The following is a 26,996-nucleotide window of genomic DNA, read 5'->3' as shown; positions in this document are numbered from 1 at the left end:
TCCTGCAAAGTTTGACCGCAAGGGTCGGAGTGTTCCGGCCGGTGGCACTGGTTAACCTGAAATTCAACAGGTCAACGGACTCTCCATCATGAAAACGCTTTCCACCTCGCTGAACACTGAAGACGATCCACGCTGGGCCGCTGTCGTGGCACGCGACCCTCGGGCGGACGGCCAGTTTGTCTATGCCGTGAAAACCACCGGCATTTATTGCCGCCCCAGCAGCCTGGCGCGCTTGCCGAAACCGCAGAACGTCGAGTTTTTCGACAGCGCCGAGGACGCCGAGGCAGCGGGCTATCGCCCCAGCAAGCGGGCGAGCAAGGATCAGACCGAAGTCGCCGCGCAACATGCTGCGACCGTCGCGGCAGCCTGTCGCCAGATCGAGGCGTCGGACAGCCTGCCGGCGCTCAACGATCTCGCCGAGACCGCCGGCCTGAGCGCCTTCCATTTTCATCGTGTATTCAAGGCCGCAACGGGCCTGACGCCCAAAGGCTATGCCGCCGCGCATCGCTCGCGCCGGGTACGTCAGCGCCTGGCAGATGGCGGCACGGTGACCGACGCACTGTATGATGCCGGCTTCAATTCCAACAGCCGTTTCTACGAGGCGGCCGATCAGGTACTGGGGATGAAACCCGGCGACTTCCGGGCTGCCGGGCAGAACAACGACATCCGCTTCGCTGTCGGCCAGTGCTCGCTCGGCGCCATTCTGGTGGCACAGAGCGAGCGCGGGATCTGCGCGATTCTGCTGGGGGACGACCCGCACCAATTGGTGTGCGACCTGCAGGACCAGTTTCGCCGCGCCAACCTGATCGGCGCCGATGCCGAGTTCGAACAGCTGATCGCTCACGTCGTCGGCTTCATCGAAGCGCCTGCCATCGGACTGGATTTGCCGCTGGATGTGCGCGGCACGGCGTTTCAGGAACGGGTGTGGCAGGCGCTGCGGGAAATACCGGTCGGCAGCACCGCCAGCTACGCGGACATCGCCTTGCGTATCGGCTCGCCAAAAGCCGTGCGCGCAGTGGCTCAGGCTTGCGGCGCCAACAGCCTCGCGGTGGCCATTCCGTGCCACCGCGTGGTGCGTAGCGACGGCAACCTCAGCGGCTATCGCTGGGGCGTGGAGCGCAAGCGTGAGTTGTTGCTGCGCGAAACGCCGGCTTAACGCAGGCCGATGTAAATCGCCACCGATTCGGGGCCGGTATAGGCTTCGAAATCGGTGGCGAATCGACGCTCGATCTGCGGATTGGCTTCAAAGTGCCGCCAGATCCGGCCCCAGGTCTCGATGACCGCTCCCGGCAATGGGCCGCGTCCTTCGAACACCAGATAATTGCCGCTTTCGATGCGGATCGTCTCGAAGTCTGCTGAAGGTTCGGCCACCGCCACCCCGGCGGTGACATCGAATGCCCCGGAGGCATCCGACTCGTAAGCCGAATACACGCCATACACAGACGACTCGGTCAGCTTGCCGGGAATCACCTCCGCCAGCCCCTTGGCAAAAAACTGTCCCCACATCGGACCGATCTGCGCGGTTTCAGGGTTGTGTTCGGCTGCGTTGGTGGTGCGTACGCGCAGGCCGGAAACCGTGAATGCATCGACGTATTGCTGTTGTAAGTCCATCGAAAACGCCACTCCATTAGCTCGAAGTGCGGCCCGGGCGGGCCGCGGTGGCGCTAATGTGTCAGCGATTGACGTCGACCACAACCCGCCCGCGCAACTGACCGGCGAGCAACTTCGGGGCTGCTTCGAGGGCTTCGCCGAGGCCGATTTCATGGCTGATCAGCGGCAACAGCGCGAAATCCAGATCCTTCGCCAGACGATCCCAGGCCTCGATGCGGCGCGCCTTGGGCTGAGTCACGCTGTTGATCCCTGCCAGCGTCACGCCACGCAAAATAAACGGCGCCACGGATGCCGGAAAATCCATGCCCTGAGCCAGACCGCACGCGGCCACCGTGCCTTCGGCCCGGGTGCTGGCGCAGGCATTGGCGAGCGTGTGGCTGCCGACCGAATCGATGACGCCCGCCCAGCGCTCCTTGGCCAGCGGCTTGCCGGGTTCGGACAGAGTGGCGCGATCAATGATTTCGCTGGCACCCAGTTGTTTCAGGTACTCGTGTTCCGACACTCGACCGGTCGAAGCGACCACGCGGTAGCCCAGCTTGCTCAGCAACGCGATGGCAAAACTGCCGACGCCGCCGTTGGCACCGGTCACCAGCACTTCGCCCTGTTGCGGGGCCACGCCGTTACGCTCCAGCGCCATGACGCACAGCATCGCCGTATAACCCGCCGTGCCAATGGCCATGGCTTGCGCAGCGGTGAATGCCTTGGGCAGCGGAATCAGCCAGTCACCGTTCAATCGCGCCTTCTGCGCCAGACCGCCCCAGTGGTTTTCACCGACGCCCCAGCCATTGAGCACGACCGCATCGCCAACCTTGTAGTCCGGATGCGAGCTGACTTCGACGGTGCCCGCCAGATCGATCCCCGGCACCATCGGAAACTTGCGCACCACCGGGCTGCTGCCGGTGATCGCCAGGCCGTCCTTGAAGTTCAGCGTGCTGTACGCGACGCGAACCGTCACATCGCCCTCCGGCAACTGCTCGTCGTTGATCTCGTGCAGGTTGGCGCGATAACCGCTGTCGTCTTTGTCGATCAAAATGCCTTTGAACATGACTGCCTCTCACGGGTGGAATTCAGGATGTCGAGGGATTGGAATAGCACACTGCAACATTTTGCCCCACTCGACCTTTAGCCAATCGGGCCCGAACGTCGAGCCGGCGCCAGTTGCTCAAGCTACAAATCTGTGCTGGTCATGGGGGTGGCTTTGCGTTAAAAAACCGGCTGCTACCGTCCCTGCCCTGTTTTGTCGTCGGAGAAGCTATTTTATGAGCCAATGGCCTGATACCCGCATTCTTGACCTGTTCGGCATCGAGCTGCCGATCATCCAGGGCCCCATGGCCGGTGCCACCAATTCTTCCATGGTCATCGCAGCGTGCAACGCCGGGGGCCTCGGTTCGATGCCGGCCGCGATGCTGACCATCGAGCAACTGCGCGAAGAGCTGAAGACCATTCGCCAGGGCACGAGCAATCCGTTCAACGTCAACTTTTTCTGCCATCAGCCTCCGGCCGCCGATAAGCAAAAGGCCCGTGACTGGAAAAATCTGCTGGAACCCTACTATCGCGAACTGGGTGTCGATTTCGATGCACCGACGCCGGTGTCCAACCGCGCGCCCTTCGATGCGGCTGCCTGCGAAGTGCTGGAAGAGTTTTGCCCTGAAGTGGTGAGTTTCCACTTCGGCCTGCCGGAAAAATCCCTGCTGGATCGGGTCAAGGCCACCGGTGCGAAAATCATCTCGTCGGCGACCACCGTCGACGAGGCGATCTGGCTGGAGCAGAACGGTTGCGACGCGATCATCGCCATGGGTTACGAGGCCGGCGGCCATCGCGGGATGTTCCTCAGCGATGACCTGAGCAGCCAGGTCGGTACGTTTGCCCTGGTGCCGCAAGTGGTCGACGCGGTGAGTGTGCCGGTGATCGCTGCCGGTGCGATTGCCGATGCACGCGGCGTGGCGGCAGCGTTCCTGCTCGGCGCTTCAGCGGTTCAGGTCGGCACGGCGTATCTGTTTACTCCGGAAGCGAAAGTCAGTGCGTCGCACCACAAGGCCTTGCGTACCGCCAAGGAAAGCGAGACGGCGGTGACCAATCTGTTTACCGGGCGCCCGGCGCGGGGGATTCTCAATCGGGTGATGCGCGAGCTGGGCCCGATGTCGGACAAGGCCCCTGCCTTTCCGCTGGCGGGCGGTGCCCTGATGCCGCTGCGCGCGAAGGGTGAAGCCGAATTCAGCAACCTCTGGGCCGGCCAGGCCTTCACGCTCGGCAGAGACCTCGGTACCGCCGAACTGACCCGGCAACTGGCTGAAGGTGCGCTGAAAAAACTGACGCGATGATGAACCCGAACGGGTGAGGAGCGTGGCGCCCTCGCCCGGTTTAAAAGCAGTGCTTCCCGTTTGGCGGCATTTCGCTATATATTTCGCTATATAGCGTTTCACCCCCTCGCATAGGCGCAGTCTACCTTCCAATAATAACTGCCCACTGCACTTGCCACCCACGGAGCCGTTACATGATCAATCGTGCCTCACGTTTTGCCCCTGCCCTGCTCGCGGTATTCGCCATCGGCGCCGCTCAGGCCGACGAAGTGCAAGTCGCTGTCGCGGCCAACTTCACCGCGCCGATCCAGGCGATTGCCGCCGATTTCGAAAAAGACACCGGGCACAAACTGGTCGCTGCGTACGGCGCTACCGGCCAGTTCTACACCCAGATCAAAAACGGCGCGCCGTTCGAAGTATTCCTCTCGGCCGATGACACCACCCCTGAAAAACTCGAAAAAGAAGGCGACACCGTCAAGGGCTCGCGCTTCACCTACGCCATCGGCACCCTGGCGCTGTGGTCGGCCAAGGAAGGTTACGTCGATGTCAAAGGCGACGTTCTGAAGAAAAACGAGTACCAGCACCTGTCCATCGCCAACCCGAAAGCCGCCCCTTACGGTCTGGCCGCCACTCAGGTGCTGGAAAAACTGAAACTGACTGAAGCCACCAAAGCCAAGATCGTCGAAGGCCAGAACATCACTCAGGCCTACCAGTTCGTGTCCACCGGCAACGCCGAACTGGGCTTCGTCGCCCTGTCGCAGATCTACAAGGACGGCAAGGTCAGCAGCGGTTCGGCGTGGATCGTGCCGGCGAGCATGCACGACCCGATCAAGCAAGACGCAGTGATCCTCAACAAAGGCAAAGACAACGCCGCTGCCAAGGCGCTGGTTGATTACCTCAAAGGCCCGAAAGCCGCTGCGGTCATCAAGTCCTACGGTTACCAGCTGTAAATGTCGCTGACGAGTGCCGATTTCGCGGCGATCTGGCTGACCCTGAAACTGGCGTCCCTGACCACCGCAATCCTGCTGGTCGTCGGCACTCCGATTGCCCTGTGGTTGTCGCGCAGCCGTTCCTGGCTGCGCGGCCCAATCGGCGCGATTGTCGCCCTGCCGTTGGTGCTGCCTCCTACAGTCATCGGTTTCTATCTGTTGCTGGCGCTCGGCCCCAATGGCTTCATTGGCCATTTCACTCAATGGCTGGGGCTTGGCACCCTGACCTTCAGCTTCACCGGCCTGGTGATCGGTTCGGTGCTCTATTCCATGCCGTTCGTGGTGCAGCCGTTGCAAAACGCCTTCTCCGCGATCGGCACACGCCCACTGGAAGTGGCTGCGACCTTGCGCGCCAATCCCTGGGATACCTTTTTCAGCGTGATTCTGCCCCTGGCCCGTCCCGGCTTCATCACTGCGGCCATCCTCGGCTTCGCCCACACCGTCGGCGAATTCGGCGTGGTGCTGATGATCGGCGGGAATATTCCCGACAAGACCCGGGTGGTTTCCGTACAAATCTACGACCACGTCGAAGCCATGGAGTACGCACAGGCGCACTGGCTCGCCGGGGCGATGCTGGTGTTTTCGTTTCTGGTGTTGCTGGCGCTGTATTCCAGCCGCAAGACCCGCGCGGGCTGGAGTTGATCGATGATTGACGCACGTCTGAAACTGGCCTGGTCGGGCTTCAGCCTCGATGTTGACCTGCAGATGCCCGGTCGCGGCGTGACGGCGCTGTTCGGTCAGTCCGGCTCGGGCAAGACCACTTGCCTGCGCTGCATCGCCGGGCTCGAACGCGCGCCTCAAGCCTTTATCCGTATCAATGACGAGGTCTGGCAGGACAGCGAGAAAGGCATTTTCGTGCCACCGCACAAACGCGCGCTCGGCTATGTGTTTCAGGAAGCCAGCCTGTTTCCGCACCTGTCGGTGCTGGCCAATCTGCAATTCGGCCTCAAGCGCATCCCAAAGGCGCAGCGCCGGGTCGACATGACCCAAGCCACCGAACTGCTAGGGATCGGCCACTTGCTCGATCGTCACCCGCAGCACTTGTCCGGCGGCGAGCGTCAGCGTGTCGGCATCGCTCGCGCGCTGTTGACCAGCCCCAAATTGCTGCTGATGGACGAGCCGTTGGCGGCCCTCGACAGTCAGCGCAAAAGCGAAATCCTGCCCTACCTGCAACGCCTGCACGACGAACTGGAAATCCCGGTGCTGTATGTTAGCCACGCGCAGGACGAAGTGGCCAGGCTCGCCGATCATCTGGTGCTGCTCAGCGACGGCAAAGCGCTGGCCAGCGGTCCGCTCGGCGAAACCCTGGCGCGGCTCGACCTGCCCCTGGCCATGGACAACGACGCCGGGGTGATCATCGAAGGCCAGGTCAGCGGCTACGATGCCGACTATCAATTGCTCACCCTGCAACTGCCGGAGTCGTCACTGAGCATTCGCGTGACACACGCTCCGATGACATCGGGTCAGAGACTGCGTTGCAAGGTTCACACGCGCGACATCAGCCTGACCCTGCAAAACAGCGAGTTCAGCAGCATCCTCAATCGCCTGCCGGTCACGGTCGTCAGCGAACAGTCGGCCGATAACGCCGCGCACGTGCTCATTCGCCTCGATGTCGGCGGAACACCGCTGCTGGCGCGCATCACTCGCTATTCGCGGGATCAGCTTGGCGTGCATCCGGGCCAGTCATTGTGGGCCCAGATCAAGGCTGTTGCGGTACTGGCGTAAATCCGCGGGCACGACCGTCATGACGCGCGGTCAATGGCTTTAACAGCCTGATTTGCCGCGAAGGAAGTCCGCCATGCCCGATACTGCGCTCACCGAAGTGTTGCCTTCGGACCTGCATTACGTCGATGACACGCAGCCCGGTATCACCCGCAAAAAACTGCGCGGAAAATTCGCCTACTTCGACCCCGAAGGCCAGCGCATCACCGATCCCGACGAGATCAAACGCATCAACGCACTGGCCGTTCCACCGGCGTACATCGACGTGTGGATCTGCGCCGACCCGCGCGGCCATCTGCAAGCCACCGGCCGCGATGCCCGAGGACGCAAGCAATATCGCTATCACGCTCGCTGGCGCGAAGTGCGCGACGCGGACAAGTATTCGCGTCTTCGTGAATTTGGTCTGGCGCTGCCCAAACTACGCAAACAGCTGGAAGCGCTGCTGGCCTCGCCCGGCTTCAGCCGCGACAAAGTCATGGCGACGGTTATCACGCTGCTCGACGCCACCCTGATCCGCGTCGGCAATACGCAATACGCGCGGGACAATCGCTCCTATGGTCTTACAACGCTGCGCAGCCGGCATGTCGAGGTCAACGGCAGCGCGATCCTGTTCCAGTTTCGCGGCAAGAGCGGCATCGAACATCAGATCACGGTGAAGGACCGGCGCCTGGCACGGATCATCAAGCGCTGCCTGGAAATTCCGGGACAGAACCTGTTTCAGTATCTGGATGAAAACGGCGAGCGGCACACCGTCAGCTCCTCTGACGTCAACACCTACCTGCAAACCCTGACAGGCGCCGACTTCACCGCGAAGGATTACCGGACCTGGGCCGGTAGTGCCTTGGCGTTGGCGGTTCTGCGGGAGCTGCAATGGGAGTCCGAGACCGAGGCCAAGCGGCATGTGGTCGAGATGGTGAAGGGCGTCGCGCGGCAACTGGGCAACACACCGGCGGTCTGTCGCAAGTGCTACATCCACCCGGCGGTGGTTGAGCATTTCATGCTCGGGGCTCTGGCCGAGTTGCCGAAGCCGCGCCTCCGCAAGGGCCTGCGCAAGGAAGAAGTCGCGCTGGCGCTATTCCTTGAACGGATGGTCGAGCAGGCAAACGTGTCTTGAAGCCTTCCGCCGTCTCGACTAGGCTACGCCCTCCTACCTCCCCGGGACGACCGCAGAAGTGAACAACTAAGCCTTCAAAAATGTAATCGCGACACGCCGCTCATGGCGCGTGTCAGTGTTCACGACATTTCTTGGAGGTGCCGATGACTCACGTCTCGCGTACGCCTGCTCTCGTCTCCCTGAATCAACTGGGTTTTCAGTTCGCCAATGGCGAGACGATTTTCACTGCACTCAATCTGAAATTCGATCACACCCCGACCGCCATCGTCGGGCGCAACGGCGTTGGCAAAAGCATTTTGGTGCGCCTGATCGCCGGAGAATGGCAACCCACCAGCGGCAGCGTGACGCGCGCCGTGGCGACGACCTATGTGGCGCAGAGCTTTGTCGCTGCACCGGGCGAGACGGTCGCCGAGTCCACCGGCAGCGCCGCGATTCTTCAGGCGCTGGAGCGAATGAACCGGGGCTGCGGATCAGTCGAGGATTTCGATCTTATTGGCGAACAATGGGATCTGGCGGACCGTCTGCGGCGCCTGCTTGATGACGCCGGCCTGACAGAAGTTGCCTTCACTGATTACACCGGGAACCTCAGTGGCGGCCAGCAAGCGCGCATCGCCCTGATTGGCGCGTTTTTGAGTCAGGCTCCGTTGCTGGTTCTCGATGAGCCGACCAACCATCTGGATGCATCGGGACGGCAATGGCTGATGAACTCGCTGGAGCGGTGGCACACCGGTTTGATCGTCGTCAGCCATGATCGGCAATTGCTCGACCGGATGCAGCGGATTGTCGAGTTGAGCGCGTCGGGGGCTATCGAATTCGGTGGCAATTACTCGGCATTCCGCGAACATCAGCGAATCCATCAAGCCGCGGCGCAGGCACGTCTCGACCACGCCAAAAGTGAACGCCAGCGCGAGCGGATTCGGCTACGGCGCGAGCACGACACCATACAGCGCCACGCCGCCAACTCGCGGCGCAACGCCGAAACCGCCAACATTGCCAGTTTCGAATACGTGGCGATCAAGGGCGCCGCCCGTGAAATCATGGGGCATGTCCGTCAGGGGCATCAGGCCCGCAAGTCAGAGCTGGATGCCCAGGTGCGCGAGGCTTACGCAAAGGTGCAGCCCGAAGGCAGCGTGCTGATCAACCTGCCCGGGAGCGCCGTGCCGAACAACCGTCAGATCTGCACGCTGATTGACGCTCGGCTGCCATGGCTGCCGAACGATGCACTGAATTTGACGATCCACGGCCCGATGCGCATCGCTGTCAGCGGTCCCAACGGGTGCGGCAAATCAACTCTGTTGAAAGTGCTCGCCGAAGAACTGGCACCCGTCGATGGAGCCGCCACGACTCACGTGCCCTTCGCATTCCTGGATCAGCAACTGGCACAACTGGACGATCAGCGTTCCATTACCGAACAGTTGATGACGCAAGGCGCCACGCTGGCCGAGGGCACCCTGCGCAGTTATCTCGCCCACTTGCAGCTGGATGCAAGCCGCGCCACGGCTCCCTGCGCTGCGTTGAGCGGTGGCGAGCGCCTGAAAGCCGCGCTGGCACTGGCCTTGTGGCGAGAGGATCCTGCGCAGCTGTTGCTGCTGGATGAGCCGACCAATCACCTGGATCTGCCTTCGGTGGAAGCATTCGAACGAGCATTACAGACATTTCCCGGCGCCGTTGTCGCCGTTTCCCACGATCAGGACTTCCTTGAGGCGTTGAATCCGACTCACCACTTGCGCTGGCAACCATCAGGCTGGCAACTGCACCCGACGAACTGACCTGTGTATTTTTTGCACGATTGGTCAGGGCTTCTATAGTTGATCTGGTACGAATCAGCCGCGGTGACGCCATGGAAGACATATTCGTCGTGAAGCGCTGCAACAAGATCGTCATCCACGGCCGGCGCGCCGGAGAAACACTCCATGAGCCCGCCGAAGCCCTGGGCTGGTATCGCATCTGCGACACGCGAACCGGCGGTTTCATCGGCGATGGCTACGATCGGGAAGACGACGCCCGCAAGGAATGTCATCGGCTCAACGCCGCCAGCTCCCGAGTGACCGCCCCCGAGTCGTCGGGCTGATAGCTGTCATTTACGGGTCTATACTCAAACCAGCTGAAGGAGCAGCGCCCCAACGGCAGAAAGCTCGCCCTTCGCGGGCTTTTTGCTGCCACCGAGCGGATTAATGAACGGAGGTGTTCCATGTCCGAAAGAGAGTCCATCACCACTCTCCTCACCTTGCTCGATGCCCGCGAAGCACGCCTCGCCGCGGCCTGCAAAGAGATCGCCGACTGGGTCGACCATCAAGGCGGGCACCCCACCGCCCTGCGCATCCGCGACCGGCTGAACGATATCGAAAAGGATACCCCGCTGATTCGTAGCACCTTGTCATCGCTCAAACCGATCGACCGGCCGTTGCCACGCTTCAGGTAGGTCATCGATACACGGTGCCCGAAAAAAGAACGTCCTTGGTCGTGTGAGGTCAATACCTTTACACGTCACCAAGGAGGCGTCTTATGGTCATTCATTTCAAAGTCGACGGGCACCTGGCCTGTGGGCACAAGGGCAACAACCTCTCCTCCAGCAACGAACTCAATCGAGTGAAGTGCCGCAGCTGCCGCAATACCGACGCTTACAAGGATGCGCGCAAAGACCAGCGCAATGCGGCGCGGCGCGCGGCTCGCCATTCAAAGGACCAGCACACGGCGTCCGACTGGCGTTCGGAGTGGATCGAGCGTTTGACCGCGATGGCCGGACTTCAGCGTTTGCCTAGAGGGTTTACCGGGCAAGCATTTGTCTGAACAAAAAAATGGGCCGATTGGATCGGCCCATTTTGCTGTTCGCTAAACGCTCTGGTGATTAGAGCCCGGTTAATGGAGTAGTCGACTTACTTCGTTTCCTTTACTTGGCAAACTCCATTGGCTTTGTTCTTGCCCGTGTATGAAACATCAGGTGAGCCGTCGGGCATGATCGTCAACGAGATGGTCACGCCACTGCCTTTGGCTTCGAAGGCGTTATCGTTGAATTTCTTCAGTTTTCCTTCTTTGCCATTGATGTAGATCGGGCCGCCTTTGTCTGCGTGGACCTCGATGTTTCCAGGGCATGTTGCGTTCAATAGCGGGATGCCGGCTTGAGCAGCGGCGGAAGACATCAGCAAAACGCCCAGTAGCAGTCTTTTCATCATTATTGCCCTGTGTTGGGGTGAGCTAGAAAGAAACACTAGCTCACTTCGTTCGCAATGACCGAAGAGTACGTCTGGAATCGCAACGGAAAGAAAGTGAAATCCGCGAATTGATTGGCGGAAAGGAATTTTCCATTGCGGAAAAACCAAAAGGGCTTGCATGAGGTATCTCATGCAAGCCCTTGATATTCATGGTGCCCGAAGCCGGAATCGAACCGGCACGTCCTTACGAACGGGGGATTTTAAGTCCCATGCGTCTACCAGTTTCGCCATTCGGGCGGTAGCGCGGTGTTGCTTGGCTCTGAAGACGATTCACAGTCCTGACAGGAACTGCGCGTCGGCGGCAGAGGGGGAAATATATACATCACTTCCCGGTGAAGCAAGTTTGCAGTTGCCGTTTCAAAGACTAAATCTTTCAGTGCAACGCAAATAAAAAAGCTCCGTAAATCATGGATCTACGGAGCTTGTTTATAGTGGAGGCCGAGGTCGGAATCGAACCGGCGTAGGCGGATTTGCAATCCGCTGCATAACCATTTTGCTACTCGGCCTCAAAACATTTGCTGTCAGTAGCGCAACAACAAACGTTGTACAAATTGGAGCGGGAAACGAGACTCGAACTCGCGACCCCGACCTTGGCAAGGTCGTGCTCTACCAACTGAGCTATTCCCGCTTGGTGTGGCGCATTCTATAGATTCCAGATGCCCCGTCAACCCTTTGATTCAAAAAAGTTTTATTTCTTTTCAACATCGGTCTTCAGATGCGGCCAGGCAGCGCGAAGGTATTGAACCATCGACCACAAGGTCAGGCCTGCCGACACCATCAACAACGCGTAACCGATGAAAACCCAGAAACTGAAAACCTTGGGGTTGGCCAGGAGGATCACCAGTGCAAGCATTTGCGCAGCAGTTTTCCACTTGCCCAGATTCGACACGGCTACATGAGCCCGTGCACCGAGTTCGGCCATCCACTCACGCAGTGCCGAGACAACGATCTCGCGACCGATGATGACAGCGGCCGGCAACGTGAGCCAAAGGTTGCCATGTTCTTGCACCAGCAATACCAGGGCAACAGCCACCATCAGCTTGTCAGCGACAGGATCCAGAAACGCACCAAACGGTGTGCTTTGCTCCAGACGTCGCGCGAGATAGCCATCCAGCCAGTCCGTTGCCGCCGCAAAGGCGAATACAGAACTTGAGGCCAGATAGCTCCATTGGTAAGGCAGATAGAACAACAGAATGAAGATCGGGATGAGCAGGACGCGGAGAACGGTAATCAGATTAGGGATATTCATCGGCACAACTGGCTACGAGGTGAATGGGCATTCTACTCACTATGCAGGTTTGCATAAATCGACTCTGCTAGCTTTTTGCTGATCCCCGGTGCTTTGGCGATCTCTTCGATGCTTGCACGAGACAGCTCCTGCAATCCACCAAAATGTTTCAACAAATCCCGACGCCGGGTCGGCCCGACGCCTGCAACGCCTTCCAGGGTCGACGTACGGCGAGTCTTGCCGCGCCGTGCACGGTGGCCGGTGATTGCAAAGCGGTGGGCTTCGTCACGAATCTGCTGGATCAGATGCAGCGCCGGCGAATCCCCCCGCAAGGTGAACTCGTTTGCCGCATCATTCAGATACAAAGTCTCGAATCCCGCCTTGCGCGTGGCCCCCTTGGCGACCCCCAGCAAGATCAGATCCGGAACAGCCAGTTCGTTGAGCACATCACGTGCCATCGACAACTGCCCTTTGCCGCCGTCCACCAACAGGATGTCCGGCAGCTTGCCCTCGCCTTCCTTCAGCTTGCTGAAGCGTCGGGTCAGGGCCTGGTGCATGGCGGCGTAATCGTCGCCGGCGGTCACGCCTTCGATGTTGTAACGACGGTAATCCGACTTGATCGCCCCTTCCGGGCCGAACACCACGCAGGAAGCCACCGTGGCTTCACCACTGGAGTGGCTGATGTCGTAGCACTCCAGCCGTTGCGGCGGCTCATCGAGGTTCAACACCTCAGCCAGCGCTTCGAAACGTGCGGCAACGTGCTGACGATTGGCCAGCCGTGCGCCCAGCGCCTGTTCGGCATTGGTAACGGCCAGTTGCTGCCAGCGCGCCCGCGTACCACGCACCCGATGGCTGATGGTCAGCTCACGCCCGCGCAGCGCCTGAATGGCCTCGATGAGCGCAGGGAAGTCTTCGTGTACGACATTGACGATCAGCTCGCTCGGCAAGTCGCGTTCAGGGCTACTGATGAAGTATTGCCCGAGGAAAGCGGCCATGACCTCGGCCACTTCCTCTTCGATTCCGACTTGTGGGAAGAAATTCTTGCTGCCAAGCACCCGCCCTCCCCGCACGCTGATCAAGTGAACACAGGCACCACCCGGATTGACGAACGCGGCGATCACATCAATGTCGCCCGTTCCACCCTCCATGCTCTGCTGATCCTGCACCCGACGCAGCAAGGCAATCTGGTCGCGCAGTTCGGCGGCGCGTTCGAATTCAAGATTGATTGCAGCCTCTTCCATCGCCGTCGACAGCTCATTGGTCAACGCATGACTGCGCCCTTCGAGGAACATCACCGAGTGACGCACGTCCTCGGCGTAAACCTCAGGCTCGACCAATCCGACACAGGGCGCCTTGCAACGCTTGATCTGATATTGCAGGCACGGCCGGGTCCGGTTCTTGTAGTAGCTGTCCTCGCACTGACGTACGAAGAACGTCTTCTGCAGGAGGCTGAGACTTTCGCGAATCGCCCCCGCACTCGGATAGGGACCGAAATACTTGCCCTTGGCCTTTTTAGCCCCGCGATGAATGCTCAGGCGCGGAAATTGACCGTCAGACAAAAAGACATAGGGATAGGATTTATCGTCGCGCAGCAGGATGTTGTACGGCGGCCGCCACTCCTTGATCAGGGTTTGCTCGAGCAGCAACGCCTCTGTTTCATTGGAGGTGATGGTGGTTTCGACCTGGGCGATACGCCCGACCAGAGCCGCTGTTTTCGGCGCCAGGCCTGTCTTGCGAAAGTAGCTGGCGAGGCGTTTCTTGAGGTTCTTGGCCTTGCCGACGTAGAGCAGACGCGCATCGCTGTCGAACATGCGATACACGCCGGGGCGCCCGCTGACGGTCGAAAGAAAGGCGCCCGAATCGAATGCTTCAGTCATGGTCAGAGGCTGGCATCAACCATGCCGTGTCGAACCGCCAGCAGCGTCAGCTCGACATCGCTGCTGATCGAGAGCTTCTCGAAAATGCGGTAGCGGTAGGTGTTGACGGTTTTCGGCGACAGGCACAATTTGTCGGAAATGATCTGAACCTTCTGACAGCCGACAATCATCAACGCAATCTGGATTTCCCGCTCCGACAAGGCATCGAACGGTGAATCGTTGGTCGGCTGAAAGGATTTGATTGCCAGTTGCTGGGCAATTTGCGGACTGATGTAGCGCTGGCCGGCAAACACCAGCCGAATGGCCTGAACCATTTCCGGCAATCCGGCGCCCTTGGTCAGATACCCCGCCGCACCGGCCTGCAACAACCGTGTAGGAAACGGATCTTCCTCACACACGGTGACCGCGACCACTTTGATGTCGGGATGACTTCGCAACAGTTTGCGCGTGGCTTCGAGACCGCCGATGCCTGGCATCTTGACGTCCATCAGCACCACGTCGGGCTTCAACTCACGAGCCTTGATGAGGGATTCTTCCCCGGACTCGGCCTGGCCTACCACCTGCAGGCCATCGATATCGGCCAGCATCCGTGTAATGCCTGTACGAACGAGATCATGGTCGTCGACCACTAGCACCCTAATCAAGCAGACACCTCGCGATATGGTCTTATTGGGATGCCGGACACCTTAGCAAAAAGTGCCGGGCAGACCTAGCGGCAAGCGACATATAAAAAGTTTCAATTCTTCATCGAAGGCTTGCCAGCCGTGGGTTTCAGAGCACAGGTGTACTGAAATCGAGCTGCATTCGCAGGAAACACTCGTCCTCGCCCTGCACAAACATTCCTTTTCTTCGATACAGATTTTGCGCCGGATTGTTTTTGAACACCGTCAGGCGCAACGCCGGGCGATGCTCCAGCCGAGCCATCGCAACAACCTGATCGATCGCCCAGGATCCCGCGCCCTGGCCTTGAGCACTTTCGACGATCTGCAATTCGCGGATATACACGGCCCGAGCATCACGACTCAGACTGAAATAGCCGATCAATTCGCCTTCACGAAGGATCAACCAGTTTTCGCGCCCGGCCCAGGCAACATCAAACGCCTCGTCCTGCCACAGCAACTCATAGTGAATGTAGTAGCGGAGCATGTTTCGGCAAGTCAGCTCTCGTACAAACGACAGGTCGGCGGACGTTGCCTGGCGTAACTCAAAACTCATTCCTGCCTCGATCGTCTTCAAGTTCATGCCCCTTCCTTGAGCACACGTTTCAGAAAGCAGAGTGTGTCACACCTTGGCGGGCGCTCAATCCATAGAATCCCTCTTGTGCGTTCGATAGCAATTTCTGATTGCTGACGCGCAGCCGCCTCTAGTAAGCTCGGCGCATTCTTTGGAGACAGCTCATGTTCAACGCCCTTTCACAGCTTCGTACCGCCAGCGCCTCGCGCTCGGTTGCGGCTGCCCGGGTGAATGGCGTCTGCGCTGCTCCTGCAAGCTTTTATTTTGGGTATTGGTTTAGCCACTGGCGCGCCTGATACCCAACCGGCGCCCATTTGAACGGGTCGCCTACCAGAGATTTCTCAACCCCCGGTCGGCCTCCCGACCGGGGGTTTTGTTTTTTCAGGCCCGAACTTTTTTCAGCAACACACCAGACACTTTGAGGATTCAACCAATGAACTACGCCACTTATTACCGTTACGACAGTTTTACCGCCTGGCGATTTACCAGCCTCCGCTCGGGACAGCCTGCCGCCTCCGATCGGTCACCCACAGGTGGCAAGCCAAAACACGTAGCCAATCCGGCCAATTGTCGAACACCCCAGTAGGGCCGAGTGAGCGGGAAACCCCGCCGTCCGCCCAGGAAGACCGAACATGAACTCGTCCGTTTCTGCTCTGCCACTGTCCACCCTGAACCCTGCCAACGAAGCATTGACCCTGCGTCTGCCGAGTTCGCTGCAACTCAAACAGCAATTGCCTCTGAGCAATGTGCTGAACCAGCAAGTCGTCGCCCACCGCCAGGCGGTCCGCGCGATTCTCGATGGCCATGACCCGCGTTTGCTGGTGATCGTCGGCCCTTGCTCGATACACCACCCCGAGTCCGCGCTCGAATACGCCAGCAAACTTTCACGCCTGGCCGAAGAAGTCCGTGATGACATGCTGCTTGTGATGCGTGCCTACGTCGAAAAACCTCGCACTACCGTCGGCTGGAAAGGCCTTGCCTACGACCCTCATTTGAATGGCAGCGACGACATGGCTGCCGGCCTCACGCTGTCGCGCGAACTGATGCTGGAAATGATCCGCCTCGGGCTCCCGATCGCCACCGAACTGCTGCAACCCATGGCCGCCGGGTACTTCGATGACTTGCTGAGCTGGGTCGCGATTGGCGCCCGCACAACCGAATCCCAGATCCATCGGGAAATGGCCAGCGGGCTGAGCATGCCGGTCGGCTTCAAGAACGGCACCGATGGCGGAGTGACCGTCGCCGTTGACGCAATGCGTTCGGCAGCGCATGCCCATCGCCACTTCGGCGTAGACAGCCAGGGCCACCCGGCGATCATCCAGACTCCGGGCAACCCGGACACCCACCTGGTGCTGCGTGGTGGTCACCAAGGGCCGAACTACGACCGCGAAAGCGTTGCCGTCATCAACACCGAGTTGAACCGCCTGAAAATTCCGAGCCGGATCATGGTCGATTGCAGCCATGCCAACAGTGGCAAGGACCCGCTCCGCCAGCCGGGCGTGTTCAACGAGGTGCTGGAACAACGACTACAAGGCAATCGTTCATTGATCGGCATGATGCTCGAGTCGCACCTGTTCGAGGGATGTCAGCCCCTGAGCGAGTCGCTGCGTTATGGCGTTTCGGTGACTGATGGCTGCCTCGGATTCGATGCAACAGAACGCCTGTTGCTGGACGCCGCGCAACGCATTCGACAACAGGCCTGACAGCCAAGCCGCCCTCCGGCGTGTCATTCACCGGAGGGCCAGCCGATGCTCAATGTCGACGCATCAACCCTGTACTCGCAGCAGGGTCACACTGGACATCTGACTCACATCATCAAGCCTCTCGACCGAATAGGACACTTGCACACGGCTGCCCACATGTTCACGCCAGAATCGGTACGGCACGATGAAAACCAAAGGCTGCATGGCCATTCCACTGATTATTTCGCGGTCGTCGCGGTGAAAGAATGACTCGCCATCGCACTTGAGATAAACCAGCTCACCCTCTTCCACCCGCGCATCGCTGATCAGCACGCTCACGCCGTCAACCGCGTCCTCCACGCTGAGCACTCCGTCATCGGCTTCGAGCACCTGGGGTGCCGCCAGCTCACCTCTTTCAAGAGGAGCAATGCTGATTCGCGTCGCACCTGATTCGCGAGTCGCGCCGCTTTTCTGTTCGACACAATATCGAACCACCACCTCCCCGCCGAGATGCGGAGTGATAAATTCGGGAGCGATGCCCAACACCAGAGGCAGCCCGACAGCAAAGGACTCGACGATCAGCGTGTCTCGCAGGGAAGCTTCCGGCGCAGGCCCCTCCCACATCAACCACACCCGATCACCAGCACTCATCCCGGCATAGGGTTGAACAGTGACCGAGGTGCCATCAACGACCCGTGCGGGGTCGAGACTGCCTCCGACGGCATCCTCAAGGGTGACTGGCATCAGACTGTATCGAACGTCTCCGACATCCAGTCGCCTGCTCAATGAGGTCAGTGGCTCCGGTCGTGAAGCGCTGGTCAACGTCCAGAACACCTCCAGCGACCCTCCGTCCAGCGCCGCGACGTGGGCACCGCGGACGACGAGAACAATCTCCCTGCCTAGTTGAGCTTCGCTGATAAATCGCGATATGTCATGGTGATACGGCTGACCCTCGATATCGAGACCACGCCAGCTCAATACGATCCTGTCCCCGCACGCCATCCCCGGATAAGGAGCGATTCGCACGACAACCCTGCCGAGTGAGGGATCGAGTACCGCCCCCTCTACCGAATCGAAGGTCGGCAGAGGTAGCCGCAAGGCTTGCTCGCGACTCCGACAATGCGCGAAATCCTCGGCTCTTTCAGCCCCCATCCCCATCTTCCGCTCTCGCGAAGCCGTTGCCACTGCACCTGTCATGTCCATTTGCTGCTCCATTCCCTGGAAATCACACGCCGCCAAAAAGCTGCGTGAAAGAGCCTCTATTTGACGCGTTTCATCGACCACTCGATGTCAGCCCGACACCCTACGAGGCAACGCCAAACGCACTGGAACGAGTAGGCAAAAATTGGAAAATCTCTTTCAACAAGGCGAGAACCCTCCAAATATTCAGAACCGGATCTCATTCAAAAGTGAAATTTCGTACACACACTGATCCAGTTTCCAACACATTAGAAAGACTCTTCAGGCATCGCGAACGTAAGGACTGTTTTAGAGTGGCACGCAGACAACATCGCTGAATCTCTGCGATCACGGAGGAAAAATGCAACGAAATGCCACAACTCTTCATCCTGTTCTGTTGGTGCATGGTCTGTTCGGATTCGAGCGCATTGGCCCTTTCGAACTGTTCCACGACGTCAAACAGGCACTCAAGGCCGCCGGGGTTCAGGTATTTGTTCCGCACCTGTCGTCCATCCATGACAACGAAGTGCGGGGCGAGCAACTGCTCTCGCAAATCGATTCCGTACTGAGAGGCACAGGCGCCACCAAAGTCAACCTGATCGGTCATAGCCAGGGCGCATTGTCTGCTCGATACGCTGCAGCGCTGGCGCCACACAAGGTCGCCTCCGTGGCTTCGGTCAGCGGCCCGAATCATGGCTCGGAGCTGGCAGACTTCCTGCGCAAGGCATTGATTCCCGGACGACTGCCGGAACATGTGGCACAGAATGTGGCCACGCTGTTCGCCGACTTTCTGTCCCTGCTCAGCGCAAGCCCGACGTTGCCCCGCCATGCACTGGCAGCGCTCAACGCCCTGACAACCGAGGGCGTAGGCAGCTTCAATGACAAATACCCGCAAGGCCTTCCTGAAAAATGGGGTGGCCATGGGGCCGAACAGGTCAATGGTGTTCGCTATTACTCCTGGAGCGGCGTCGTGCCAACCATGAGCCTGAAAACTTTCGATCCGGTGCAAGGCATCTGCCTGGCCCTGTCAGAGTATTTCATCACCGAGCCTGCGCAGAATGACGGTTTCGTCGGTCGTTTCAGTTCTCATCTGGGCACTGTTATCCGCTCCGACTACCCTTTTGACCACTTGCGCAGCCTGGGGCGCAACATCGGTCAGCCCGCAGGAGCGAGCGACTCGATAAGTCTCTACGTGGAACACGTCTTACGCCTGCAAGCCGCTAATCTGTAGAGGCTGCATCAGATGAGCGAATGGAACTTTGCCGAGAAATCAGCCACTGATTCCGGTAGGCTCCACCCTTTACTGATTTGATTGGAGAGTTTCCCAATGGCTAAAGCCACTGCCCGCCACATCCTGGTTTCCAGCGAAGCCAAGTGCAACGAACTCAAGGCCCAAATTGAAGGCGGCGCCGATTTCGCCGAAGTGGCCAAGGCCAATTCCACCTGCCCGTCCAGCCGCCAGGGCGGCGATCTGGGCTCGTTCGGTCCTGGCCAGATGGTCAAGGAATTCGACACCGTGGTATTCAGCGCGCCGATCAACGTCGTGCAAGGTCCGGTGAAGACCCAGTTCGGTTACCACCTGCTGGAAGTGACCAGCCGCCAGGACTGATTTTCAGCCCGACCTGCTGTGCAACGGCCCGCCTGATGGCGGGCCGTTTTGTTTTGGTTACATCGCACCGCTGGCGAACGGCGCGCCGCTCGCGTACAAATTGCGCTTATCGATTACCCGGCTTTAAGGCTGACAATGCGACTGGCTTTCCCGACATTGATGTTCACTGCCGTGACCCTGCTGCTGGGGATCACCGGTGTGGACGCCGCACCCCAGCATGCGATGACCGTCTATGGCGAACCGGCAAAGTACCCGCCCGGCTTCAGTCACTTCGACTACACCAACGTCCGGGCGCCCAAAGGCGGGACGATGCGCCGCTCGGCCATCGAGATCGGCCATTTCGACCACGTCCTGCCTTATATCGACAAAGGCATCGGCGTCAGCCAGATCGACGGCCTGCTGTACTCCCCGCTCGCCCAGCGCTCGCTCGACGAGCCCTACACCGTATACGGCCTCGTGGCGCAGAAAATGGAACGCTCGGATGACGGCCTGTCGTTGCGTTTCTTCATCAATCCCAAGGCCCGCTTCGCCGACGGCAAGCCGATCACCGCCGAAGACGTGCGCTACACCTATGACTTGCTGATGACCCAGGGCAGCCTGCGTTATCGCACCCAGTTCGCCGACGTCAAAGGCGTGGAAGTGGAAGCCCCGCTCACCGTGCGCTTCGACTTCAAAAGCAATGAAAACCGTACCCTGCCGCTGGACATCGCGACCCTGCCGGTATTTCCCGAGCATTGGTGGAAGACCCGTGATTTCGCCGGTGGTGGCGGCTATGAACCGCCGCTGGGCAGCGGCCCGTATCGGGTCGGCAAGGTCGACTCCGGGCGCAGCATCACCTTTGAACGCAATCCCGACTGGTGGGGCAAGGACTTGCCGGTCAGCCGTGGCCTGTACAACTTCGACCACTTCAGTATCGAGTACTTCGGCGACACCGACGTCGCCCGCCAGGTCTTGCGCGGCGGCGCCTATGACTACAACCGTGAATTCTCCGCCACCGGCTACTCCATCGGTTACGACAGCCCTGCCCTGAGCGACGGTCGCCTGCAAAAAGCGCATCTGGCCACCGAAGCGCCGCAGTCGGCCCAGGGTTTCGTGTTCAACCAGCAAAAGCCGATATTCCAGGATCGCCGCGTTCGTCAGGCACTGGCCATGCTCTGGGATTTCGAATGGAGCAACCGGCAGATGATGCGCAACATGTACATCCGCCAGCAGAGTTACTTTTCCAACAGTGATCTGGCCGCCCGCAAGCTGCCGGACGCCGCCGAACTGAAGATTCTCGAACCCTTGCGCGGACAGATTCCCGACGAGGTGTTCACCCAGGTCTTCGAAGCACCGAAGACCGATGGCAGCGGCATTATCCGCGACAAACAACTGCAAGCGCTGGAGCTGCTGGAACAGGCCGGCTGGAAACCCGATGGCGACCAGTTGGTCAACGACCGTGGCGAGCCGCTGAGCTTCACCTTCCTGGTCAGCCAGAACGGCATGGACCGTCTGTTGCTGCCGTACAAGCGCACGCTAAAACAGATCGGCATCAACCTCGACATCCGTCGCATCGACTCCTCGCAGTACGTCAATCGCCTGATGAGTCGTGACTACGACATGATCGTCACCGGTTACCCGGTCACCACCTCCCCAGGCGGCGAACTGTTGAACTACTTCGGTTCGGCGTCGGCCAACGACCCGGGCGCCAACAATTACATGGTGCTGAAGAACCCGGCGGTCGACACCTTGATCAACGGCCTGATCCGCGCCTCGACCCAGGCCGACATGTTGCGTTATGCCCATGCGCTGGACCGGGTGCTGCAATGGAACTACTACTGGATTCCCAACTATTACCCGCCGGGCACGTCCACCGTGTGGTGGAACCGTTTCGGCATTCCCACCGTGCAGGCGAGCAATGACGAAGCGATCGAGAGCTGGTGGGAAATCAGCAGCACGCCGCTGACCAACCAGCAGATGACGGCCGAGAAAATCAGCCGTGGCAGACCCGGAGGGCCGCACTGATGTGGGCTTACATACTGCGGCGCCTGCTGCTGATCATCCCGACGCTGGTGATCATTTTGCTGGTCAACTTCGTGATCATCCAGGCCGCGCCGGGTGGTCCGGTTGAACAGGCCATCGCCCACTTGCAGGGGATCGGCGGCGCCAGCGTCGGCGGCGGTGCGAGCGAGACCATGAGCGGCACGTCCCGCGCCAGTCGCGGCCTCGATCCGCAGCTGATCAAGGACATCGAAAAACAGTACGGCTTCGACAAACCGGCCCATGAACGCCTGTGGCTGATGCTCAAGAACTACGCGCAGCTGGATTTCGGCAAGAGCTTCTTCCGCGGCGCCACGGTTACCGACCTGATCCTGCAGAAAATGCCGGTGACCATTTCCCTCGGCCTGTGGGCGACGCTGATCACCTATCTGGTGTCGATCCCGCTGGGCATCCGCAAAGCCGTGCACCACGGCAGCCATTTCGATATCTGGAGCAGCACGGCGATCATCATCGGCTACGCCATGCCGGCATTCCTGTTCGCGATGTTCCTGATCGTGGTGTTCGCTGGCGGCACCTCGCTGAACTGGTTTCCGGTGCGCGGTCTGGTGTCCGACAACTTCGAATCCCTGTCGACGCTGGGCAAGATCACCGACTATTTCTGGCATCTTGTACTGCCGGTCACGGCGCTGGTGATCGGCGGTTTCGCCACCCTGACCATCCTCACCAAAAACTCGTTCCTCAATGAAATCACCCGCCAATACGTGGTCACCGCTCGCGCCAAAGGCCTGAGCGAGAACCGGGTGCTCTACGGACACGTGTTCCGCAACGCGATGCTGCTGGTGGTGTCGGGCATTCCCCAGGCGTTCATCAGCGTGTTCTTCGCGGGTTCGTTGCTGATCGAAGTGATCTTCTCCCTCGACGGTCTCGGGCGCATGAGTTACGAAGCGGCCGTGTCCCGGGACTATCCGGTGGTGTTCGGCTCGCTGTTCATCTTCACCCTGTTCGGCCTCCTGATAAAACTGATCGGCGACCTGTGCTACACCCTGGTCGACCCGCGCATCGACTTCGCCGCGAGGAATGCCTGATGTTCAAGCTCTCGCCTCTGGGCCGTCGCCGTTTCGAACGATTCAAGAAAAACCGCCGGGGCTGGTGGTCGCTGTGGCTGTTCATCGGCCTGTTCCTGCTCAGCCTCGGCGGTGAACTGATCGCCAACGACAAGCCATTGGTCGTCAGTTATCAGGGCCAGTGGTACTTCCCGGTGTTCAAGCGCCACACCGAACAGGAGTTCGGCGGACAACTGCCGTTCCAGGCCGATTACCGCAGCGATTACGTGCAGAAGCTGATCCGCAAGGACGGTGGCTGGCTGCTGTTTCCGCCGATTCCGTTCAGTGACGACACCCCGAACTACGACCTCAACAAACCGGCACCGAGCCCGCCGACTTCGGTCAACTGGCTGGGCACCGACGATCAGGCGCGCGACGTACTGGCTCGGGTGATTTTCGGCGCACGGGTGTCGATCCTGTTCGCCCTGATGCTGACCTTCGTCAGCGCCCTGATCGGCATCGCAGCCGGTGCCCTGCAGGGTTATTACGGGGGCTGGGTCGATCTGCTCGGCCAGCGTTTGCTGGAGGTCTGGTCGGGGTTGCCGGTGCTTTACCTGCTGATCATCCTTTCGGGATTCGTCGAGCCGAACTTCTGGTGGCTGCTGGGGATCATGGCGCTGTTTTCCTGGCTCGCGCTGGTGGACGTAGTGCGCGCCGAGTTTCTGCGCGGGCGCAACCTCGAGTACGTCAAGGCTGCCCGGGCCTTGGGCTTGAGTGATCGCAAGGTGATTGTCCGGCACATTTTGCCCAACGCGATGAACGCAACCTTGAGCTATCTGCCCTTCATTCTGACCGGGGCGATTTCGACCCTGACCGCGCTGGATTTCCTCGGCTTCGGCATGCCTGCCGGCAGCGCGTCACTGGGCGAGCTCATCGGTCAGGGCAAACAGAACCTGCAAGCGCCGTGGCTCGGATTGACCGCATTTTTCACCCTGGCACTGATTCTTTCCCTGTTGGTATTCATCGGCGAAGCGTTGCGCGATGCCTTTGACCCGCGCTCATGAACGGACCCTTGATATGACTGACAATCTGATCGAAATCCGTGACCTCAGCGTCGCCTTCCATGGCCAGACCGTGGTGCGCAACCTGTGCCTGGACATCCGACCCGGCGAGTGCCTGGCACTGGTCGGCGAGTCGGGCTCGGGCAAGTCTGTGACGGCCCATTCGATCCTGCAACTGCTACCCGAATGCGATGCCCGGACCACCGGCAGCATTCGTTATCGTGGACAGGAACTGGTCGGTGCCGATCCCAAGACCCTGCGCGACCTGCGGGGCAACCGCATCGCGATGATTTTCCAGGAGCCGATGACCTCGCTCAATCCGTTGCACACGATTGAAAAGCAAATCGGCGAAACCCTGTTGCTGCACCGTGGCCTCGGCGGCAAAGAGGCTCAGGCACGGATCCTCGAACTGTTGGAACTGGTGGGCATCCAGAAACCAAAAGAACGGCTGAAGGCTTATCCTCATCAGCTGTCCGGTGGCCAGCGCCAGCGGGTGATGATCGCGATGGCCCTGGCCTGCGAACCTGAATTGCTGATCGCCGACGAGCCAACCACCGCCCTCGACGTGACCGTACAGCGCAAGATCCTGCTACTGCTCAAGTCCCTGCAACGGCGCCTGGGCATGTCGCTGCTGCTGATCAGCCATGACCTGAATCTGGTGCGCAGCATCGCCCAGCGGGTGTGCGTGATGAAGGCCGGTGAGATCGTCGAGCAGGCGCCGTGCGAAACCCTGTTCACCGAGCCGAAACACCCTTACAGCTGCGTGTTGCTCAACGCTGAACCGGAAGGCGAAGCACTGCCCCGGGACGAACGCGAGAACGTGCTGGAAGTCGATGACCTGCGGGTTGATTTCACGGTCGGCGGCGGGCTGTTCCAGCGCAAGCAATACCTGCGCGCGGTGGACGGTATCTGCCTGAACATCCAGCGCGGCAAGACGCTGGGCATCGTCGGCGAGTCCGGTTCGGGCAAGTCGACCCTCGGTCAGGCGATCCTGCGGCTGCTCGACTCCAAGGGCAGCATTCGCTTCCAGGGCACGGCACTCGACGGTCTCGACCAGAAGCAGATGCGGCCGTGGCGCCGGCAGATGCAGGTGGTGTTCCAGGACCCGTTCGGCAGCCTCAGCCCGCGCATGTCGGTGGCGCAGATCATCAGCGAAGGGCTGGAGGTGCATTGCCAGTCCACTGCCGAAGAGTGCGACGACCAGGTGATCCGCGTGCTCAAGGAGGTCGGGCTCGACCCTGAAAGCCGTCATCGCTATCCCCATGAGTTCTCTGGCGGGCAGCGTCAGCGCATTGCCATCGCCCGGGCGCTGGTGCTCAAACCGGCGCTGATCCTGCTCGACGAACCTACCTCCGCACTGGATCGCACCGTGCAGAAGCAGGTGGTCGCCCTGCTCCGTCAGCTTCAGGAAAAACACGGACTGACGTATCTGTTCATCAGTCACGATCTGGCCGTGGTGCGGGCGCTGGCCCACGACATGATCGTGATCAAGGACGGCAAGGTGGTCGAAAGCGGCGCCAGCCATGACGTGTTCGATTCACCGCAGCATCCCTATACCAAAGAGCTGTTGGCGGCGGCGCATCCGGGATAGGCATAATCGCGCCACCTGACTTCCGCCAATGGACGCCGCCATGAACACCACCGAAAGCCTCAAGGATTACCAACGGGTTCGCACGCTGGCAATCCGTTCGTTGTTCGAGATCATCGAACAATCCAGTGAAGGCACGGTGATTGTCGACCGCGACGCGAACATCGTCTGGATGAACGAGCGCTATGCGCGGCGTTTTGGTCTCGACTCCGCCGCCGGGGCCATCGGCAAGCCTTGCGAAAGCGTGATCCCCGGCAGCCTGCTGCGCGAGGTGGTGCGCACCGGGCGGCCGATTCTGCTGGACATGCAGGACACCCCGAAAGAACCGCTGGTGGTGATGCGCCTGCCGATCCATGACGACGCCGGCGCGGTGATCGGCGCCATCGGTTTTGCCCTGTTCGACGAATTGCGCACGCTGTCGCCGATGCTCAAACGCTACCTGAGCATGCAGGAAGAACTGGCTTCGACCCGTTCGCTGCTGCGCGCCCGGCAGACCAAATACAACTTCGCCCATTTCATTGGCACCAGCGCCGCGAGCCTGGAAGTCAAACGCCGTGCCCGTCGCAGCGCGAGCGCCGAGTCGCCGGTTCTGTTGCTGGGCGAAACCGGCAGCGGCAAGGAATTGCTGGCCCAGGCCATCCACGGCGCTTCGCCTCGGGCGCACAAGGCGTTCGTCAGCATCAACAGTGCGGCTATTCCGGAAGCACTGCTTGAAGCCGAGTTCTTCGGCACTGCGCCCGGCGCCTTCACCGGCGCCGACCGCAAGGGTCGCACCGGCAAGTTGCAGATTGCCCAGGGCGGGACGCTGTTTCTCGACGAGATCGGCGACATGCCGCTGCCGCTGCAAAGCAAATTGCTGCGGGTGTTGCAGGAAAAGGAGTTCGAGCCCGTAGGCTCCAACGACGTGATCCAGAGCGATGTGCGGGTGATTGCCGCGACCTCGACGGATCTGGAGGCGGCGATCAAGCGCGGCGAGTTCCGCGCGGATTTGTACTACCGGCTCAACGTGTTGCCGATTCAGGTGCCGCCGCTGCGGGAACGACTGGATGATCTGCCGGCGCTCAGTGAAGCGATTCTTGAGGAGTTGCGCAGCCAGCATGAGCTGAATCGCCAAGCGCTGGAGCTATTGGGTCAGCATGCCTGGCCGGGGAATATCCGCGAGCTGCGCAATGTGCTGGAACGGGCGGCGTTGCTCAGTGATGACTTGATGCTGACGGCGGATGACATTCGTGCAGCGATTGGCACGTTTACACCGGTTGAGCGAGCGCTGGCGCCTCTGTCAGAGCCGATAACCAACGAAACCTTCAGTCAGGCTCGAGAGCGGTTTGACCGGCAGTTGATTCAATCCACCCTCGCGCAATGCGGGGGCAAGGTGGTCGAGGCGGCTGAGCGGCTCGGGCTTGGTCGGTCGACGTTGTACAAGAAGATGATTGCGCTCGGGATCGCAGAGTCTCAATAGGGAGACAAAATTCCCCATAGAGAGACAACATCAAAAGCATCGCGGGCAAGCCCGCTCCCACAGGGGAATGCGTCCAACTGTGGGAGCGGGCTTGCCCGCGAAAGCGTCC

The 26,996-nt window shown here is 60.1% G+C and carries 26 protein-coding genes and 3 tRNA genes; 18 read left to right on the top strand and 11 right to left on the bottom strand.

Annotation, left to right across the window (positions count from 1 at the left end; all coding sequences use genetic code 11):
* Positions 1-88: 88 nt before the first annotated feature.
* Positions 89-1,156 (top strand): bifunctional DNA-binding transcriptional regulator/O6-methylguanine-DNA methyltransferase Ada, encoded by a 1,068-nt coding sequence (ada, locus tag M5G18_RS14510; RefSeq protein ID WP_273899599.1) that lies wholly within the window; start codon positions 89-91, stop codon positions 1,154-1,156.
* Here the strand turns inward: ada and M5G18_RS14505 are convergent.
* Both M5G18_RS14505 and acuI read right to left on the bottom strand, forming a co-directional pair.
* On the bottom strand, positions 1,153-1,611 hold the full coding sequence (locus tag M5G18_RS14505; protein WP_273899600.1) for a GyrI-like domain-containing protein: 459 nt from the start codon (positions 1,609-1,611) through the stop codon (positions 1,153-1,155). The two genes, ada and M5G18_RS14505, sit on opposite strands and share 4 nt — an antisense overlap.
* Before the next feature lie 61 nt (positions 1,612-1,672).
* Positions 1,673-2,656: an acrylyl-CoA reductase (NADPH) gene (acuI, locus tag M5G18_RS14500; protein ID WP_273899601.1), complete on the bottom strand. Its 984-nt coding sequence runs from the start codon at positions 2,654-2,656 to the stop codon at positions 1,673-1,675.
* A 214-nt stretch (positions 2,657-2,870) separates the two neighbouring features.
* Between acuI and M5G18_RS14495 the strand changes: the two genes are divergently transcribed.
* The 9 genes from M5G18_RS14495 (at position 2,871) to M5G18_RS14455 (ending at position 10,526) form a co-directional block, all read left to right on the top strand.
* Positions 2,871-3,932, top strand: a complete 1,062-nt coding sequence (locus M5G18_RS14495; RefSeq protein WP_273899602.1) for an NAD(P)H-dependent flavin oxidoreductase — start codon at positions 2,871-2,873, stop codon at positions 3,930-3,932.
* Positions 3,933-4,105: 173 nt separating this feature from the next.
* Positions 4,106-4,861, top strand: coding sequence for a molybdate ABC transporter substrate-binding protein (gene modA, locus M5G18_RS14490; protein ID WP_273899603.1), 756 nt, complete (start codon positions 4,106-4,108; stop codon positions 4,859-4,861).
* A complete protein-coding gene (modB, locus tag M5G18_RS14485) occupies positions 4,862-5,542 on the top strand; it encodes a molybdate ABC transporter permease subunit (RefSeq protein WP_007958914.1) in 681 nt (226 codons plus the stop codon).
* A gap of 3 nt (positions 5,543-5,545) precedes the next feature.
* Positions 5,546-6,625, top strand: a complete 1,080-nt coding sequence (modC, locus tag M5G18_RS14480; RefSeq protein ID WP_273899605.1) for a molybdenum ABC transporter ATP-binding protein — start codon at positions 5,546-5,548, stop codon at positions 6,623-6,625.
* A gap of 73 nt (positions 6,626-6,698) precedes the next feature.
* A complete protein-coding gene (locus tag M5G18_RS14475; RefSeq protein ID WP_273899606.1) occupies positions 6,699-7,736 on the top strand; it encodes a DNA topoisomerase IB in 1,038 nt (345 codons plus the stop codon).
* Positions 7,737-7,879: 143 nt separating this feature from the next.
* The gene (locus M5G18_RS14470) at positions 7,880-9,505 is read left to right on the top strand and encodes an ABC-F family ATP-binding cassette domain-containing protein (RefSeq protein WP_273899607.1); all 1,626 of its coding nucleotides are present in this window, start codon (positions 7,880-7,882) and stop codon (positions 9,503-9,505) included.
* A gap of 71 nt (positions 9,506-9,576) precedes the next feature.
* Positions 9,577-9,807: a hypothetical protein gene (locus M5G18_RS14465; protein ID WP_273899608.1), complete on the top strand. Its 231-nt coding sequence runs from the start codon at positions 9,577-9,579 to the stop codon at positions 9,805-9,807.
* A gap of 120 nt (positions 9,808-9,927) precedes the next feature.
* Entirely contained in the window at positions 9,928-10,158 is a 231-nt protein-coding gene (locus tag M5G18_RS14460; RefSeq protein WP_007958902.1) for a hypothetical protein, read from the top strand.
* Positions 10,159-10,241: 83 nt separating this feature from the next.
* Positions 10,242-10,526, top strand: a complete 285-nt coding sequence (locus tag M5G18_RS14455; RefSeq protein ID WP_273899609.1) for a hypothetical protein — start codon at positions 10,242-10,244, stop codon at positions 10,524-10,526.
* A gap of 86 nt (positions 10,527-10,612) precedes the next feature.
* Here the strand turns inward: M5G18_RS14455 and M5G18_RS14450 are convergent, their stop codons facing one another.
* From M5G18_RS14450 to M5G18_RS14415, 8 genes are all read right to left on the bottom strand, one after another.
* Positions 10,613-10,906 carry a hypothetical protein gene (locus tag M5G18_RS14450; RefSeq protein WP_273899641.1) on the bottom strand — a complete coding sequence of 98 codons (294 nt, stop codon included), beginning with the start codon at positions 10,904-10,906 and terminating at the stop codon, positions 10,613-10,615.
* 192 nt (positions 10,907-11,098) lie between these two features.
* Positions 11,099-11,185: transfer RNA gene (locus M5G18_RS14445), tRNA-Leu, on the bottom strand.
* A 195-nt stretch (positions 11,186-11,380) separates the two neighbouring features.
* Positions 11,381-11,454: transfer RNA gene (locus M5G18_RS14440), tRNA-Cys, on the bottom strand.
* 46 nt (positions 11,455-11,500) lie between these two features.
* Positions 11,501-11,576, bottom strand: a tRNA-Gly gene (locus tag M5G18_RS14435).
* Between the two features lie 60 nt (positions 11,577-11,636).
* Positions 11,637-12,197 carry a CDP-diacylglycerol--glycerol-3-phosphate 3-phosphatidyltransferase gene (gene pgsA, locus M5G18_RS14430; protein ID WP_085603312.1) on the bottom strand — a complete coding sequence of 187 codons (561 nt, stop codon included), beginning with the start codon at positions 12,195-12,197 and terminating at the stop codon, positions 11,637-11,639.
* Between the two features lie 32 nt (positions 12,198-12,229).
* Positions 12,230-14,053: an excinuclease ABC subunit UvrC gene (gene uvrC, locus M5G18_RS14425; protein WP_085603310.1), complete on the bottom strand. Its 1,824-nt coding sequence runs from the start codon at positions 14,051-14,053 to the stop codon at positions 12,230-12,232.
* A gap of 2 nt (positions 14,054-14,055) precedes the next feature.
* A complete protein-coding gene (gacA, locus tag M5G18_RS14420; protein ID WP_032829778.1) occupies positions 14,056-14,697 on the bottom strand; it encodes a response regulator transcription factor GacA in 642 nt (213 codons plus the stop codon).
* Positions 14,698-14,824: 127 nt separating this feature from the next.
* Positions 14,825-15,268 carry a GNAT family N-acetyltransferase gene (locus tag M5G18_RS14415; protein ID WP_273899642.1) on the bottom strand — a complete coding sequence of 148 codons (444 nt, stop codon included), beginning with the start codon at positions 15,266-15,268 and terminating at the stop codon, positions 14,825-14,827.
* Between the two features lie 650 nt (positions 15,269-15,918).
* On the opposite strand from M5G18_RS14415, the gene M5G18_RS14410 reads away from it, so the two are divergent.
* The gene (locus tag M5G18_RS14410) at positions 15,919-16,989 is read left to right on the top strand and encodes a 3-deoxy-7-phosphoheptulonate synthase (protein WP_273899610.1); all 1,071 of its coding nucleotides are present in this window, start codon (positions 15,919-15,921) and stop codon (positions 16,987-16,989) included.
* A 63-nt stretch (positions 16,990-17,052) separates the two neighbouring features.
* Here M5G18_RS14410 and M5G18_RS14405 read toward each other — a convergent pair whose 3' ends face one another.
* Positions 17,053-18,252: a hypothetical protein gene (locus M5G18_RS14405; RefSeq protein ID WP_273899611.1), complete on the bottom strand. Its 1,200-nt coding sequence runs from the start codon at positions 18,250-18,252 to the stop codon at positions 17,053-17,055.
* A 256-nt stretch (positions 18,253-18,508) separates the two neighbouring features.
* Here M5G18_RS14405 and M5G18_RS14400 point away from each other — a divergent pair, with 256 nt between their 5' ends.
* The 7 genes from M5G18_RS14400 (at position 18,509) to M5G18_RS14370 (ending at position 26,887) form a co-directional block, all read left to right on the top strand.
* Positions 18,509-19,378: an esterase/lipase family protein gene (locus tag M5G18_RS14400; RefSeq protein ID WP_273899612.1), complete on the top strand. Its 870-nt coding sequence runs from the start codon at positions 18,509-18,511 to the stop codon at positions 19,376-19,378.
* Between the two features lie 96 nt (positions 19,379-19,474).
* Complete coding sequence (locus M5G18_RS14395) at positions 19,475-19,756, top strand: peptidylprolyl isomerase (protein WP_007952068.1); 282 nt, start codon at positions 19,475-19,477, stop codon at positions 19,754-19,756.
* Between the two features lie 135 nt (positions 19,757-19,891).
* Complete coding sequence (locus M5G18_RS14390) at positions 19,892-21,760, top strand: extracellular solute-binding protein (RefSeq protein WP_273899613.1); 1,869 nt, start codon at positions 19,892-19,894, stop codon at positions 21,758-21,760.
* Complete coding sequence (locus tag M5G18_RS14385) at positions 21,760-22,821, top strand: microcin C ABC transporter permease YejB (protein ID WP_007952064.1); 1,062 nt, start codon at positions 21,760-21,762, stop codon at positions 22,819-22,821. The genes M5G18_RS14390 and M5G18_RS14385 overlap by 1 nt, the downstream gene beginning before the upstream one ends.
* Positions 22,821-23,843, top strand: a complete 1,023-nt coding sequence (locus M5G18_RS14380; protein ID WP_007952058.1) for an ABC transporter permease — start codon at positions 22,821-22,823, stop codon at positions 23,841-23,843. The genes M5G18_RS14385 and M5G18_RS14380 overlap by 1 nt, the downstream gene beginning before the upstream one ends.
* 13 nt (positions 23,844-23,856) lie before the next feature.
* A complete protein-coding gene (locus M5G18_RS14375; RefSeq protein WP_273899614.1) occupies positions 23,857-25,431 on the top strand; it encodes an ABC transporter ATP-binding protein in 1,575 nt (524 codons plus the stop codon).
* Positions 25,432-25,471: 40 nt separating this feature from the next.
* A complete protein-coding gene (locus tag M5G18_RS14370) occupies positions 25,472-26,887 on the top strand; it encodes a sigma-54 interaction domain-containing protein (protein ID WP_273899615.1) in 1,416 nt (471 codons plus the stop codon).
* Positions 26,888-26,996: the final 109 nt, after the last annotated feature.

It is taken from the genome of Pseudomonas aphyarum, from assembly GCF_028657055.1.
Taxonomy (GTDB): Bacteria; Pseudomonadota; Gammaproteobacteria; order Pseudomonadales; family Pseudomonadaceae; genus Aquipseudomonas; species Aquipseudomonas aphyarum.
This window is presented reverse-complemented; position numbering and strand designations above follow the sequence as displayed.

What these genes read in the sequence shown, in the direction of transcription:
- M5G18_RS14415 (WP_273899642.1), bottom strand. Translation starts at nt 15,268, where the DNA reads ATGAGTTTTGAGTTACGCCAGGCAACGTCCGCCGACCTGTCGTTTGTA.
- M5G18_RS14410 (WP_273899610.1), top strand. Translation starts at nt 15,919, where the DNA reads ATGAACTCGTCCGTTTCTGCTCTGCCACTGTCCACCCTGAACCCTGCC.
- M5G18_RS14395 (WP_007952068.1), top strand. Translation starts at nt 19,475, where the DNA reads ATGGCTAAAGCCACTGCCCGCCACATCCTGGTTTCCAGCGAAGCCAAG.
- modC (WP_273899605.1), top strand. Translation starts at nt 5,546, where the DNA reads ATGATTGACGCACGTCTGAAACTGGCCTGGTCGGGCTTCAGCCTCGAT.
- M5G18_RS14380 (WP_007952058.1), top strand. Translation starts at nt 22,821, where the DNA reads ATGTTCAAGCTCTCGCCTCTGGGCCGTCGCCGTTTCGAACGATTCAAG.
- M5G18_RS14385 (WP_007952064.1), top strand. Translation starts at nt 21,760, where the DNA reads ATGTGGGCTTACATACTGCGGCGCCTGCTGCTGATCATCCCGACGCTG.
- acuI (WP_273899601.1), bottom strand. Translation starts at nt 2,656, where the DNA reads ATGTTCAAAGGCATTTTGATCGACAAAGACGACAGCGGTTATCGCGCC.
- uvrC (WP_085603310.1), bottom strand. Translation starts at nt 14,053, where the DNA reads ATGACTGAAGCATTCGATTCGGGCGCCTTTCTTTCGACCGTCAGCGGG.
- modB (WP_007958914.1), top strand. Translation starts at nt 4,862, where the DNA reads ATGTCGCTGACGAGTGCCGATTTCGCGGCGATCTGGCTGACCCTGAAA.
- pgsA (WP_085603312.1), bottom strand. Translation starts at nt 12,197, where the DNA reads ATGAATATCCCTAATCTGATTACCGTTCTCCGCGTCCTGCTCATCCCG.
- M5G18_RS14505 (WP_273899600.1), bottom strand. Translation starts at nt 1,611, where the DNA reads ATGGACTTACAACAGCAATACGTCGATGCATTCACGGTTTCCGGCCTG.
- M5G18_RS14495 (WP_273899602.1), top strand. Translation starts at nt 2,871, where the DNA reads ATGAGCCAATGGCCTGATACCCGCATTCTTGACCTGTTCGGCATCGAG.
- M5G18_RS14370 (WP_273899615.1), top strand. Translation starts at nt 25,472, where the DNA reads ATGAACACCACCGAAAGCCTCAAGGATTACCAACGGGTTCGCACGCTG.
- M5G18_RS14390 (WP_273899613.1), top strand. Translation starts at nt 19,892, where the DNA reads ATGCGACTGGCTTTCCCGACATTGATGTTCACTGCCGTGACCCTGCTG.
- M5G18_RS14400 (WP_273899612.1), top strand. Translation starts at nt 18,509, where the DNA reads ATGCAACGAAATGCCACAACTCTTCATCCTGTTCTGTTGGTGCATGGT.
- M5G18_RS14450 (WP_273899641.1), bottom strand. Translation starts at nt 10,906, where the DNA reads ATGAAAAGACTGCTACTGGGCGTTTTGCTGATGTCTTCCGCCGCTGCT.
- M5G18_RS14470 (WP_273899607.1), top strand. Translation starts at nt 7,880, where the DNA reads ATGACTCACGTCTCGCGTACGCCTGCTCTCGTCTCCCTGAATCAACTG.
- M5G18_RS14465 (WP_273899608.1), top strand. Translation starts at nt 9,577, where the DNA reads ATGGAAGACATATTCGTCGTGAAGCGCTGCAACAAGATCGTCATCCAC.
- ada (WP_273899599.1), top strand. Translation starts at nt 89, where the DNA reads ATGAAAACGCTTTCCACCTCGCTGAACACTGAAGACGATCCACGCTGG.
- modA (WP_273899603.1), top strand. Translation starts at nt 4,106, where the DNA reads ATGATCAATCGTGCCTCACGTTTTGCCCCTGCCCTGCTCGCGGTATTC.
- M5G18_RS14455 (WP_273899609.1), top strand. Translation starts at nt 10,242, where the DNA reads ATGGTCATTCATTTCAAAGTCGACGGGCACCTGGCCTGTGGGCACAAG.
- M5G18_RS14375 (WP_273899614.1), top strand. Translation starts at nt 23,857, where the DNA reads ATGACTGACAATCTGATCGAAATCCGTGACCTCAGCGTCGCCTTCCAT.
- M5G18_RS14460 (WP_007958902.1), top strand. Translation starts at nt 9,928, where the DNA reads ATGTCCGAAAGAGAGTCCATCACCACTCTCCTCACCTTGCTCGATGCC.
- M5G18_RS14475 (WP_273899606.1), top strand. Translation starts at nt 6,699, where the DNA reads ATGCCCGATACTGCGCTCACCGAAGTGTTGCCTTCGGACCTGCATTAC.